This is a genomic window from Paeniglutamicibacter psychrophenolicus, assembly GCF_017876575.1.
Classification (GTDB): Bacteria; Actinomycetota; Actinomycetes; order Actinomycetales; family Micrococcaceae; genus Paeniglutamicibacter; species Paeniglutamicibacter psychrophenolicus.
The window spans coordinates 388849-401023 of record NZ_JAGIOE010000001.1 but is presented as its reverse complement, the minus strand read 5'-3'; the positions used below and the strand labels follow the sequence as shown (position 1 = coordinate 401023).

15 protein-coding genes are annotated in these 12175 nt (G+C 68.3%); 11 read left to right on the top strand and 4 right to left on the bottom strand.

Annotated elements, in window-relative coordinates; genetic code table 11:
* Positions 1-19: 19 nt before the first annotated feature.
* Genes JOF46_RS01655 through JOF46_RS01635 form a run of 5 tightly spaced genes read left to right on the top strand, consistent with a single transcriptional unit; the run spans position 20 to position 2193 of the window.
* Complete coding sequence (locus tag JOF46_RS01655; protein ID WP_209905732.1) at positions 20-457, top strand: Asp23/Gls24 family envelope stress response protein; 438 nt, start codon at positions 20-22, stop codon at positions 455-457.
* The gene (locus tag JOF46_RS01650) at positions 454-645 is read left to right on the top strand and encodes a hypothetical protein (RefSeq protein WP_209905731.1); all 192 of its coding nucleotides are present in this window, start codon (positions 454-456) and stop codon (positions 643-645) included. Before JOF46_RS01655 ends, JOF46_RS01650 begins: the two co-directional genes overlap by 4 nt.
* Positions 642-1007 (top strand): hypothetical protein, encoded by a 366-nt coding sequence (locus JOF46_RS01645; protein ID WP_209905730.1) that lies wholly within the window; start codon positions 642-644, stop codon positions 1005-1007. The genes JOF46_RS01650 and JOF46_RS01645 overlap by 4 nt, the downstream gene beginning before the upstream one ends.
* Positions 1004-1582, top strand: a complete 579-nt coding sequence (locus tag JOF46_RS01640) for a hypothetical protein (protein ID WP_209905729.1) — start codon at positions 1004-1006, stop codon at positions 1580-1582. Before JOF46_RS01645 ends, JOF46_RS01640 begins: the two co-directional genes overlap by 4 nt.
* Positions 1579-2193, top strand: coding sequence for an Asp23/Gls24 family envelope stress response protein (locus tag JOF46_RS01635; RefSeq protein WP_209905728.1), 615 nt, complete (start codon positions 1579-1581; stop codon positions 2191-2193). The genes JOF46_RS01640 and JOF46_RS01635 overlap by 4 nt, the downstream gene beginning before the upstream one ends.
* 8 nt (positions 2194-2201) lie before the next feature.
* Here JOF46_RS01635 and JOF46_RS01630 read toward each other — a convergent pair whose 3' ends face one another.
* From JOF46_RS01630 to JOF46_RS01615, 4 genes are read right to left on the bottom strand one after another with little or no spacing between them, the layout of a single operon-like run.
* Complete coding sequence (locus JOF46_RS01630) at positions 2202-3203, bottom strand: YdcF family protein (protein WP_209905727.1); 1002 nt, start codon at positions 3201-3203, stop codon at positions 2202-2204.
* Between the two features lie 38 nt (positions 3204-3241).
* Positions 3242-3793 carry a GNAT family N-acetyltransferase gene (locus JOF46_RS01625; RefSeq protein ID WP_209905726.1) on the bottom strand — a complete coding sequence of 184 codons (552 nt, stop codon included), beginning with the start codon at positions 3791-3793 and terminating at the stop codon, positions 3242-3244.
* Between the two features lie 38 nt (positions 3794-3831).
* Positions 3832-4683, bottom strand: coding sequence for a DUF8083 family protein (locus tag JOF46_RS01620; protein ID WP_209905725.1), 852 nt, complete (start codon positions 4681-4683; stop codon positions 3832-3834).
* Positions 4684-4686: 3 nt separating this feature from the next.
* Positions 4687-5490, bottom strand: coding sequence for an exodeoxyribonuclease III (locus JOF46_RS01615; RefSeq protein ID WP_209905724.1), 804 nt, complete (start codon positions 5488-5490; stop codon positions 4687-4689).
* A gap of 178 nt (positions 5491-5668) precedes the next feature.
* Here JOF46_RS01615 and JOF46_RS01610 point away from each other — a divergent pair, with 178 nt between their 5' ends.
* The 6 genes from JOF46_RS01610 (at position 5669) to JOF46_RS01585 (ending at position 12108) form a co-directional block, all read left to right on the top strand.
* Entirely contained in the window at positions 5669-7168 is a 1500-nt protein-coding gene (locus JOF46_RS01610; protein WP_209905723.1) for a CoA-acylating methylmalonate-semialdehyde dehydrogenase, read from the top strand.
* A gap of 3 nt (positions 7169-7171) precedes the next feature.
* Positions 7172-8263 carry an enoyl-CoA hydratase/isomerase family protein gene (locus JOF46_RS01605; protein ID WP_209905722.1) on the top strand — a complete coding sequence of 364 codons (1092 nt, stop codon included), beginning with the start codon at positions 7172-7174 and terminating at the stop codon, positions 8261-8263.
* Complete coding sequence (gene mmsB, locus JOF46_RS01600; RefSeq protein ID WP_209905721.1) at positions 8260-9186, top strand: 3-hydroxyisobutyrate dehydrogenase; 927 nt, start codon at positions 8260-8262, stop codon at positions 9184-9186. Before JOF46_RS01605 ends, mmsB begins: the two co-directional genes overlap by 4 nt.
* 59 nt (positions 9187-9245) lie before the next feature.
* The gene (locus JOF46_RS01595; protein ID WP_209905720.1) at positions 9246-10061 is read left to right on the top strand and encodes an MBL fold metallo-hydrolase; all 816 of its coding nucleotides are present in this window, start codon (positions 9246-9248) and stop codon (positions 10059-10061) included.
* A gap of 138 nt (positions 10062-10199) precedes the next feature.
* Complete coding sequence (locus JOF46_RS01590) at positions 10200-11315, top strand: ABC transporter permease (protein WP_209905719.1); 1116 nt, start codon at positions 10200-10202, stop codon at positions 11313-11315.
* A 64-nt stretch (positions 11316-11379) separates the two neighbouring features.
* On the top strand, positions 11380-12108 hold the full coding sequence (locus JOF46_RS01585) for an ABC transporter ATP-binding protein (RefSeq protein WP_209905718.1): 729 nt from the start codon (positions 11380-11382) through the stop codon (positions 12106-12108).
* Positions 12109-12175 lie beyond the last annotated feature (67 nt).

Sequence of the window (12175 nt, the reverse complement as noted above, 5' to 3'; positions counted from 1 at the left end):
CGTAGAGAGGACCGGAACCGTGGATCATGAATTGACGGTGCGCAACCTGCCCGCGACGGAAGCCAGCGGAACCACAAGAATCACCGACCTTGCCGTCGCAAAGGTCGCCGCCGCGGCGGCACGCGCAATTCCGGGAGTGCATTCCATGGGATTGGGCACCTCGCGTGCGCTCGGTGCCCTGCGCGGCGCCGTGGGATCAGCCCAGGAGCCGGCCCACGGGGTCAGCGTCCAAGTGGGGACCCGGCAAGTCGCCATCGACCTGGTGATCACCGCCACCTACGGGTATCGTCTCCACGACCTGGCCGCCGCGGTGCGCGAAGCGGTATTCAACGCCGTCCAGGAGCTCACCGACTTCGAGGTCATTGAGGTCAATATCGAAATCGGCGACGTCCACATTCCCGTATCCGTTGCGGGATCCGAGAAACGTCGCGATGCGACCGTGGAGGGACAAGCGTGAAACCCACACTGATTGGTGCGCTATTGGGAGCCATCCTGGCCTGGGCGGCACTGGCCCACGGACTGGGCGGGTTCCTGCTCATGGCCTTGTTCATGGCGATCGGCGCCCTGGTTGCCCGGGTCGCCGGTGGACGGGTCGACCTTCGTGCGATCCGGGACGCACTGACCGGGCGACGATCCTCGTCATGAGCCAGCCGCCCCTTGCCACGCTGCGCGATCCCGGGGTGCCGGCGCGCGCGGGCTACACACGGGTCAGCGCCCAGGCCCTGGCGGGGACGGCGCGTGCGGTGGCGGCCGAAATCTTTGGTGTCTCCCCCTCCCTGGTGAGGGCGTTCCTGCGCGATGACGCCGGATACCTGGCCCTTTTCATCCAGCTGCCGGTACCGCTCGCGGACGCCGACGGCATGGCCCGCGGCACGGTACTTGAGAGGGTGTGCGTGAAACGCGCGGGCATCGGCGAGCAGTTCACCGCACTCACCGGCTCCCTGGTCAGCCGGGTGGATGTGCGGGTCACCGGAATCATTGACGCGGCCGCGGAGGTGAGGGGTTGAAAGAGGAACAACTCGGGCAAATCCGTGAACGCGAATTGACCAGCGGCCGCTCCCCGGCGGCCATCACCGCGGCCGCACTGGTCATCCTGGTGTGCCTCTATGCCCTCTTTGAAGCCGCGCTCAAGGCCCTTGGCCAGGAACCCCTGGTGGCCACCCCGGAAACCTGGTGGCTCTGGATTTCCACCCTGCCCGGGAACCTGGAGCCGGCCGGGCTGGGGGCCATCGGCCTGGCGTCAGCACTGTTTGGCCTGCTGCTCCTGGTGCACGGACTGCGCCGCGGAAGGCGCGCGCGGCACTCCCTGGCTTGCGAGGACGCAATCCTGATCGTCGACGACCAGGTGCTGGCCGCCTCGCTGGCCCGCCGGGCAAGGGCCGAAGCCGGCGTCGGCCCGGGCCAGGTGCTGGTCACGGTGAACGGCGAACGCGTCGAGGTGCAGCTCAGCCCGACCTCCGGCACCCCGGTCAACCCGGCCACGGTCGTCGCCGGCCTGGAAGAGGAGTTGCGGCTGAACCTGGTGGAACCCGCTCCACGGGTCCACCTGCGGGTCGCCGAGCGCGGGGTGGTCGGACAATGAACCAGACCCCCAGGCTGCTCAACCGGCTTGTCATTTCCCTGTTGGGCCTGATGCTGTTGGCAGGTGGGTTGAACGCGGTGCTGGTCGCGAGCTCCGAGGGCTACGCCCGCGGATGGCGGAACGTGGCCTCGGACCTCGGCGCGTGGTTCGACGCGATGCTGGCCCGGACCACGTTGCCGGGGCAAAAGGACTCCTGGCTGTGGATCGTGGTGGCCGCCTTGCTGATTTGTGCCATCCTGTTGATGCTGTGGTGGATCGCCGTCCAGGGCAGGGGCCGCGGCGGCGACTACGTCTCCAGGTTCATTCCCGACGGTGCCATGCCCGGCCGGGTGGAAATTTCCCAGAGCACCGTGGAGCAGGCGTTGCGCCACTTCCTGGGCCGGCGCAGCGACATGGTCTCGATCAATGTCAGCGTGTGGGAACTGGAGCCCGAGGTCGGGCTGCGCATCAAGGTCCAGCCCCGCAAGGGAACCGCCCCTGGGGCGCTGGGCAGGGATGTCGCCCGGGCCGCGAGGCTCGCCCAGGACGCCCTGGGAGTTGGAGGACCCGTGCTCATCTACCTGGTGGTGGGCACGCGCTCCCGCTTTGCAAGGACCGAACGCGTCCTGTGACCTGAGCGTCAGCGCTGGTTGGCGATGACCGCCGTGACCAGCACGGCGGTGAATCCCATGAAGGGCAGGCACAGCAGCACGTGCAGCCATTTGTGCTCGACGAGCACCGCCACGTATTCGCGCAGGAAGGCGCTGGGCAGGTAGTACCTGGCGGTGGGGGCTCCCACCACCTCGGCATCGATCCGCAGCTTGCGGGCCAGCAGCGCCGCCCGCAGCACGTGGTAGTTGTTGGTCACCGCCAGCAATGGTCCGCTGCGCCCCGACTCGGCAAACAGCTCGGCCGAGAGCAGCAGGTTCTCCTCGGTGTTCACGGCCTTGTCCTCCACCAAGACATCCCCCGGGGCCGCGCCGGCGGCCAGCAGGTACTCGCCCATGGCCCTGCCCTCGGGCCATGGCTCGTCGTGGCCCTGCCCGCCGGAGGGAATCAGCAGCGGCCTCGGCGAGGTGTCGCGGTAGATCTGCAGGGCCCTGTCCAGGCGGCTGCGAAGCAGCGGGGGCACCTTGCCGTCGATCAGCCTCGAACCGAGCACCACGATCCCCTGCGGAGACTCGCCGAACGGCATGCGCCCGTAGGCGATGGCGTAGGCCAGGAACACCACGAACACCACACCGAAGTAGCTGCACAGGAAGAAGAGCAGCGCCGCCAGCCCGATGGCCAGGGGATTGAGCGTGAGCACCAGCGCCACGGCCAGGATCGGCAGGGCAACCAGCAGCAGGCCCAGCAGCAGGGAGACCATGTTGCCCAAGCGCCTGCCCTCGTTCCTGTTCATCACCACGCCGTTGTGGATCAGCGCGGCGGCCAGCGCCAGCACTGCCAGCGGGGCCAGGGCCAGCAGGGCCAAGAAGACGTAGGACGCACCCGGGACCCAGCGTGAAACCAGGTTTCCCACCTCGAGCAGCAGCAGATAGCAGGCGGCCACCAGGACCACGCCGTTGCGCAGCATCCGGCGGTCCCTGCGGCGCAGGTAGAGGTACAGGGCAAAGAGCAGAAGGACCGGGATCAACGTCACCACTTGAGACTATCAACCGGAAAGGGGCGCCCTGGCCCTCACGCCCCGGCGCCGGCAGCGACCTCCAGAATGGTTTCGAGGCCATCCTCGTCGTCCCACTGGACGCCCACCTCGAGGAAACCGTATTGGTCCAAAAGCCGCCGGGAGGCAAGGTTGTCGGGGCGAACCGTGGCCCGGACGACGGCCACCCCCGGATGCGCCCGCGCGACCTCCAGCAGGATCTCCAGGGCGGCGCGGGCATGCCCCCGGCGGCGCCGGTCCGGATCGATCGCATAGCCGACCTCGACCATTCCATCTTCGTTCGGGGGCCCGTGGAATCCTGCCCGGCCAACAATGCTCCCCGAGCCCAGGTCCACGGCCAGCCGGGTCACCCATGCGGCATCGCCCGGGTTCATGGCAATCTGCGCCAGGCGCCGTCGCCACACGCCGCGGCATTCCCCGGCGACGAGGTAGCCGGTCAGCGGCAGCGTCGTCATGCCGCGGGCCGCCTCGAGGTCCCCGCCGGCCAGGGCGGCCAGTACGTCCGCCGGCACCTGTTCGAGGGCAAGAGCGTGTTCCGCGGCGACCCACGGTCCTTCGATGATCTCCATGCCCCAAGCATGGCAGGCACGGGGCGTCTGAGGGGTAGTCAGTTGGCCCGGGCGAGCTGGCGGACCGCCAGCCAGCGGTTCGAGAGCCTGCGGTAGGACGCCGCGGCCCCGGTCATGTCCGATTCGGCCAGCGACTCGATGCCCAGGCGCAGGTCGTGCGGGGAATCATCGGGCCACACCAGGGTGGCGATGCGCCCGTAGTCGAGTTCGACCACCGACTCCTTGTCAAAGAGCTGCAGCCATTCGCTCAGGGCCGCGAGCTCGTCCAGCAGGTCCATCTCCGGTGCGTGGATGGCCAGGGTGGCCGCGGCATAGCGGACCCGGTCCAGGGCCTGGTTAAGCGGGGTGTAGATCCGGCTGGAGAGAAGTTCCTCGCCGTCCTCGACGATGTCCACTTCGTCGTCCTCGTGCACCAGGATCAGCCAGCCAAAGGGGATGCCCCAGGTCGCGGTGCGGGTGTGCATGTGGGCCAGGTCGTCGGTGAAGCGCTGCCGGTCCACGCGCGCGGCATTGGCCGCCCGTGCGGCGCTGGGGACCAGCAATTCCAGCAGCTGCGGGCGCATCGACCCGTCGAGCTGTTCCGAGGCCAGGATGGTGCGCGTGGCCAGCTGGTCCGGGCAGTACAGGGTGTTGACGGTGCCGTCCCAGGAGGTGGTGACGAGCCTGCGGAAGACCTCGGTGTGGTGGTGCGGGAACGGGTCGGAGGCCGGCCGGGTCAGTCGCGCCAGGGCCGCGGCCGCGTGGGCATCCTCCAGCGCTTCTCGGTTCATCCGGCCGGTGGCCACGGCCACCCGCTGGTCGGCATCCGAAAAGGCGCGCAGGGGTTCGAAGACGCGCAGGTAGGAGGTCGGCGGGAGGGCCCGCCGACTGGCACCGCTTGCCTGCGCCATGGCCTAGTCCAGCTCCACGATCACCGGGACGTGGTCCGAGGCGCCCTTGCCCTTGCGTTCCTCGCGGTCGATCTGCGCGCCGACGACGCGTGCGGCCAGCGCGGGGGAGGCCAGGGTGAAGTCGATGCGCATGCCCTCGTTCTTCGGGAACCGCAGCTGCGTGTAGTCCCAGTAGGTGTAGGTCTTGGGGGTGTCGGTGCGCGGGCGGACCACGTCGACGAATCCGGTCTGCTCGAAGGCCTCGAAGGCGGCTCGCTCCGGGGCCGAGACGTGGGTGAGGTTGTTCTCGTGGAAGAAGTCGATGTCCCAGACATCCTCGTCGCGCGGGGCGATGTTGAAATCTCCCATCAAGGCGACCTGTGCCTCGGGGTTCTGCTCGAGCCAGCCCGCCGCCTGCTTGTTCAGCGTGTCGAGCCAGGAGAGCTTGTAGGGCATGTGCTCGTCTTCCAGGGCGCGGCCGTTGGGCACATACAGGCTCCAGACGCGCACCCCGCCGCAGGTCGCGCCGATCGCGCGGGCCTCCTGCACCGGATCGACCCCGCCCTTGCCGAAGGCCGGCTGGTCCGCAAAGGTCCGCTCGACTTCGTCAAGGCCCACGCGGGAGGCGATGGCCACGCCGTTCCACTGGCTGAAGCCGAAGTGGGCAACCTCGTAGTCGTTGTTCTCGAACAGTTCCCAGGGGAAATTCTCGTCCTTGCACTTGGTTTCCTGGATAGCCAAGACATCGACGTCACTGCGGCGCAGCCAGTCCTCGACGCGGTCGGCACGGGCACGGAGGGAGTTCACATTCCAAGTAGCAATCTTCACCCTCCCAACCTATCAACTTCGGTGCACGCGGTCAGGTTTGGGAACCAGCAATCGGCGGGAAGCCCCAACCCTAGCAATTTAGTAGGAAGTCCGAGTATATTTTTGGGTACAGGGCGTGGTGCGCATCACAGGCTGCTGCCGCGTTTTCGCATATTCTTGCCGAAGGAGCATCAATCACATGACTCGTGAACTGACCCACTACGTGGGCGGCACCCGCGTCGCCGGAACCTCCGGGCGTTTCTCCGATGTGTACAACCCCTCCACGGGGGCCGTGCAGTCGAAGCTTCCGCTGGCCTCGGCCGACGAGGTCCGCGCCGCCATCGCCGTGGCAGAGGCGGCCCAGGTCGAATGGGGGCAGGTGAACCCGCAGCGCCGGGCCCGCATCCTGAACAAGTTCGTCGAGCTCGTCTACGCAAACATGGACGAGCTGGCAGCGCTGCTGACCAGCGAGCACGGCAAGACCTTCCCCGACTCCAAGGGGGACATCCAGCGCGGGCTCGAGGTCATCGAGTTCTGCGCCGCGGCCCCGTCCCTGCTCAAGGGCGAATTCTCCGACAGTGCCGGGACCGGCATCGACGTGCACTCGATGCGCCAGCCACTGGGAGTGATCGCCGGAATCACCCCGTTCAACTTCCCTGCCATGATCCCGCTGTGGAAGGCCGGCCCGGCCCTGGCCTCCGGCAACTCCTATATCCTCAAGCCCTCCGAGCGCGACCCCTCCGTGCCGCTGCGCCTGGCCGAACTCTTCACCGAGGCCGGCCTGCCCGACGGGGTGTTCAACGTCGTCAACGGCGACAAGGAAGCAGTGGACACGCTGCTCGAGGACCCGCGCGTGAAGGCCATCGGCTTCACCGGCTCCACGCCGATCGCCCAAAGCATCTATGCCTCCGCCGCCGCGCACGGCAAGCGCGCCCAGTGCTTCGGCGGGGCCAAGAACCACCTGGTGATCATGCCCGACGCCGACCTGGAAATGGTCGCCGATGCCCTCATGGGAGCAGGCTACGGGTCCGCCGGCGAACGCTGCATGGCCATCTCCGTGGCCATCCCTGTCGGCGAGGCCACGGCAGATGCCCTGGTCTCCAAGCTGAAGGAACGCATCGGAAAGCTGAAGGTCGGCGACGGCATGGACGAGGGCGCCGACTTCGGCCCGGTCGTGGCCCAAAGCGCCAAGGAACGCATCGAAAACTACATCCAGGTCGGCGTGGACGAGGGCGCCTCGCTGCTGATCGACGGCCGCGGGCTGAACGTGGCCGGGCACGAGGACGGCTTCTGGGTCGGCCCCACGCTCTTTGACAACGTCACCGAGGACATGCGGATCTACCAGGAGGAGATCTTCGGGCCGGTGCTCTGCGTGGTGCGCGCCAAGGACTACGAGGAGGCGCTGCGGCTGCCCAGCGAGCACCAGTACGGCAACGGGGTGTCCATCTTCACCCGGGACGGGGACACCGCGCGGAACTTCTCCTCGCGCGTGCAGGTCGGCATGGTCGGGGTCAACGTGCCGATCCCCGTGCCGATCGCCTACTACACCTTCGGCGGCTGGAAGGCCTCCGGGTTCGGTGACCTCAGCGAGCACGGGGCCGACGGCTTCCGCTTCTGCACCAAGACCAAGACCGTCACCACCCGCTGGCCCTCGGGCATCCGCGAGGGTGCCAGCTTCGTGATGCCGGAGGGCAGCTAGTCCATGGCCGAACCCGAAGTCCTCTTTGAGGTGCGCGGCACCCTGGGCGTGATCACGTTGAACCGGCCGCGGGCGGTGAACGCCTTGACCGCTTACATGGCGGCGGGCATGCTCGAAACCCTCACCGCCTGGGCGCGGGACCCGGCGGTGAGCCAGGTGCTGGTGCGCGGGGCCGGGGAGCGCGGGCTGTGCGCCGGAGGGGATATCGTGGCGATCCACCGCGACATCGCCTCCGGCGGCACGCAGACCGCAGGCTTCTGGGCCACCGAATACCGGCTCAACTCCCTGATCAACGCCTATCCAAAGCCCTACATCGCCTACATGGACGGGCTGGTGCTGGGCGGCGGCGTGGGAATCTCCGCCCACGGCAGCCACCGGCTGGTCACCACCCGCACCCGCAGCGGCATGCCGGAAACCACCATCGGGTTCGTCCCGGATGTCGGGGGCACCTACCTCCTCTCCCGCGCCCCGGGGCAGAGCGGCACCCACGCCGCACTGACCGGGGAACACCTGGGCGCCGCCGAGGTGCTCTACCTGGGCCTGGCCGACAACCTGATCGACTTCAACCGTGCGGAGGAACTCTTCAGTGCCCTGGAGGAAACCCCGGTCGATGACCTGTTGCCCGGCTACATCCTGCCGGCCCCGGCTTCCCAGCTGGAATCCTGGCGCCCCTGGCTCGATGCCGCATACGGGCACGACGAGGTCGAAGAAATCGTCGCCGCACTGGTGGTCCTGGCCGACGACGGCAACGAGGAGGCCCGGATTTCGGTGCAAACGCTGGCGAAGAAGTCGCCGACGGCGCTGAAACTGACCCTGGCCTCGCTGCGCCGGGCCAGGGAGCTGGCAACCCTCGAAGAGGCCCTCGAACAGGAATACCGGGTGGGGCTGCGTGCCCTGGAGTCCAGTGATTTCCCCGAGGGCATCCGCGCCCAGGTCATCGACAAGGACTACGCCCCGGCCTGGAACCCCGCAACCCTGGCCGAGGTGGACAGCGAACTGGTGGAAGCCAGCTTTGCCTCCCTGGGGAGCCGCGAACTCAAACTCAATCCACGCGCCCTTCGCGACGCGGCGACAACGACCGGAGGAAGAACATGAGCGAGAAGACACCCGCCTCCGCGGGCAAGATTGCATTCCTGGGACTCGGGCACATGGGTGAACCCATGGCGGTGAACCTCATCAAGGCCGGCTTCGACGTCGCGGGCTTCGACGTGGTGCCCGCGGCAGTTGACGCGGCCACAGCCGCCGGGGTGCCCTGCGCCGCCAGCGCCGCGCAGGCCGCCACCGGTGCGGCCATCGTGTTGACGATGTTCCCCTCCGGCGACATCCTGCTCGACTCCTACCGCGGCGTCGGGGAGCCCGGCCTGCTCGAGGTCGCCGGCCCGGACACCTTGTTCCTGGACTGCTCCACCATCGACGTGGCCCAGGCCCGCGAGGCCGCGGAACTTGCGCTGGCCGCAGGGCACCGCTCCGCCGACGCCCCGGTCTCCGGCGGCGTGGTCGGTGCCGAGGCCGGGACGCTGACGTTCATGATCGGTGCCGAGGCCCCCGACCTGGAACAGATCACCCCGCTGCTGGAGGTCATGGGCAAGAAACTGGTGCATTGCGGCGGGCACGGGGCCGGCCAGGCGGCAAAGATCTGCAACAACATGCTTTTGGGCATCTCCATGATCGGCGCGGCCGAGGCCTTCGTGCTCGGCGAAAAGCTCGGGCTGACCCACCAGGCGCTCTTCGACGTGATCTCCACGGCCTCGGGCCAATGCTGGTCGGTCACCACCAACTGCCCGGTCCCCGGCCCGGTGCCAGCCTCGCCGGCCAACCGCGACTATGTCCCGGGGTTCGCCGGGGCGTTGATGGCCAAGGACCTGGGCCTGGCCCTGAATGCGCTCGAGCATGCGGGGGTCGCCGCCCAGCTGGGTCCGCTGGCCGCGCAGATCTACCGCAAGTTCGCCGACGAGGGCGGGGCCGGACGCGACTTCTCCGGCATCATCACCGACATCAGGGACGGCTCGCAAGGCTAGCCGGGCACGTTCGCCGGCGGGAGCCCAACGACCCGCATCCGACACGGAAGGGAACCGCGATGACCATCTTCACCTGTGCGACCTGCGCCATCGAGCACCCGGACACCGCCCTCCCGCCGGAGCACTGCGCGATCTGCGAGGACGAACGCCAGTGGGTCCCGGCCACCGGCCAGGCCTGGACCACCCGCGAAGAGCTCGAGGCCGCCGGCCACCGGCTCATGGTCACCGAACTTGAACCCGGGCTGCACGCCGTCACCACCACGCCGCGCCTGGGCATCGGGCAGCGCGGGCTGTTGGTGTCCACGCCCGGCGGGAACCTGCTCTTTGAACCGCCCGGCTTCATCGACGAGGCAGGAGCTGCGCGGATCGAGGAGCTCGGCGGGGTGGCGGCCATCGCCTCGAGCCACCCGCACCTGACCGGTTCCTCGATCCAGTACAGCCACCGCTTCGGCCATGCCCCGGTCTACGTGGCCAAGGCGGACGAACAGTGGATCCGGAGGCCGGATCCGGCCATCAGGCTCTGGGAGGGAAGCATCGAGCTGCTGCCGGGGCTGGTGATGCACCCATGCGGCGGGCACTTTGCCGGCAGTTCGGTCGTGCACTGGCCGGCCGGCCAGGCCGGCGCCGGGGTGCTGGTCACCGGGGACACCATCGCCGTGGGCGGGGACCGGAAATCGGCCAACGCCATGCGCAGCTACGTGAACAACATTCCGTTGCCGGCTGGCATCATCGAACGGATCCTGGACACCGTGATGCCGCTGGAATTCGAGCGGCTGTACAGCGCCTTCGGGGTGCTGGAGTCCGACGCCCACGCCACCGTCGAGACCACGCTGCATCGCTACATCGCGTGGGTGCGCGGGGAAATGCCCGAATAGGACCGCGCCAACCAAGCGGCACCAATCAACCGTATGGTCGATGTGCACGGGCCCGGGAAAACAGAGGATGGGAGATAAGAAGGGGGAGGTTGCCGTCGGCAAGGTCCCCGCTCCATCCACTGAAAGCGAACCCCACCCGTGTTTCTTGCCATCCGCGACATCCGCTTCGCCAAGGGCCGCTTCGCCCTCATGGGGTCGGTGGTTGCCCTCATCACGCTGCTGCTGGTCATGCTCTCCGGGCTCACCGCGGGGCTGGGCAACCAATCCACTTCCGCGCTGAAAAACCTCGGCAGCGAAAACCGGCCCGTCGACACCATCGTCTTCGGGGCGGCCAGCGGCAACGATCCCAAGGCCTCGTTCACCGAAAGCCAGGTCACTGCCGACCAGGTGCGGGCCTGGGGCAACCGCCCGGGCGTCGCCTCGGCGCAGGCGCTCGGCATCACCCAGACCCGCCTGACCGGTTCCGCGGCCGGTTCCGAGACCAGCACCGGCACCACCAACGTCGCGGTCTTTGGCATCCCGGACGGCAGCGCGCTGGCGCCGCTGCCCATCGAGGCCGGGAAGGTCGTCATCGGCGACTCGGTCGCCAAGGACCTGTCCCTGAAGGTCGGCGACACCATCTCCATGGCCGGGGTGGACCTGGTGGTCGGCGGGATCGCCGCCGACAACTGGTACTCGCACACCTCGGTCCTCTACACGGACCTGGATTCATGGGCAAAGCTCGCGCACCTGGGCGAGGGCACCCAAGTCGGAACCGTCATCGCCGTCACCAACCAGGACGGCGCCACCGTGGACACGGATGCCGCTAATGCCGCAGCGGCCACCGTCAGCACCACCCGCACCGGCTCGTACGCGGCGCTGGGGTCCTACAAGAGCGAGAACGGCTCGCTGTTGATGATGCAGGGCTTCCTCTACGGCATCTCGGCCCTGGTGATCCTGGCCTTCCTCACGGTCTGGACCGTGCAGCGCACCCGCGACATCGCGGTGCTCAAGGCCCTGGGCGGATCGGGAGGCTACGTGCTGAAGGACGCCATCACCCAGGCCAGCATCGTGCTGCTGCTCGGGGCAGGGATCGGCGGAGGCATCGGCATCCTTGGCGGCACCTTCGCCGCCAAGGCCGCACCCTTCCTGCTGACCCCCGCGACCACGCTGCTGCCCATCGCCGGGGTGGTGCTGCTCGGCCTGGCCGGGGCGGCGCTCGCCGTCTCCCGCGTCACCAAGGTCGACGCGCTGATTGCCCTCGGCGGCAACTAGCACCGTGCGGGCCCGCCCCCCGCCAACCGACGTTTCCCCTGAATCTTTAGTGCAAAGGAATCCCATGACCACCCCAGAACCAACCCGGCGTGCCGCAACCACCAACATGCCCCTGCAACTGATCGACCTGACCCTTGAATACCCGGATGGCCAGGGCACCATCAAGGCGCTGGACTCGGTGAACCTGGGTGTGGGCGCCGGGCAGATGCTCTCGCTGATCGGCCCGTCGGGCTCCGGCAAGTCCTCGCTGCTGGCCGCCGCGGCAACCCTGATCCGTCCCACCAGCGGGCTGGTCATCATCGACGGCACCACCGCCAGCGACCTGAACGACAAGGAAATGACCACGCTGCGGCGCGAGAAGGTGGGCATCATCTTCCAGCAGCCCAACCTGCTGGCCTCGCTGACCGCGGTCGAGCAGCTGATGATCTCCGACCACCTGCGGGGCAAGCCTTTGAAGCCCGCCAAGGCCCGCGCCCTGGAGCTGCTTGAGGTCGTGGGGCTTGAAGACAGCGCCAAGAAGCGCCCGCACCAGCTCTCCGGCGGACAGCGCCAGCGCGTGAACATTGCCCGTGCCCTGATGGGTGAACCGAAGGTGCTGCTGGTCGACGAGCCGACGGCCGCCCTTGACCACGAGCGCAGTGAATCGATCGTGCGCCTGCTGGCCGAGGTGACCCGCGAGTTCTCGGTTGCGACGGTCATGGTCACGCACGACACCGAATTCATTTCGCTCACCAACTCGGTCGCCACCATGCGCGACGGCGTGCTGGGCGCCTCCGAGCTCGTCCCCGCCTAGAGAACCGCCTCTGAGGCCAACAGCCCGGTGCCCCGCCGAAAACGGCTGCGGGGCACCGGGCTGTTGC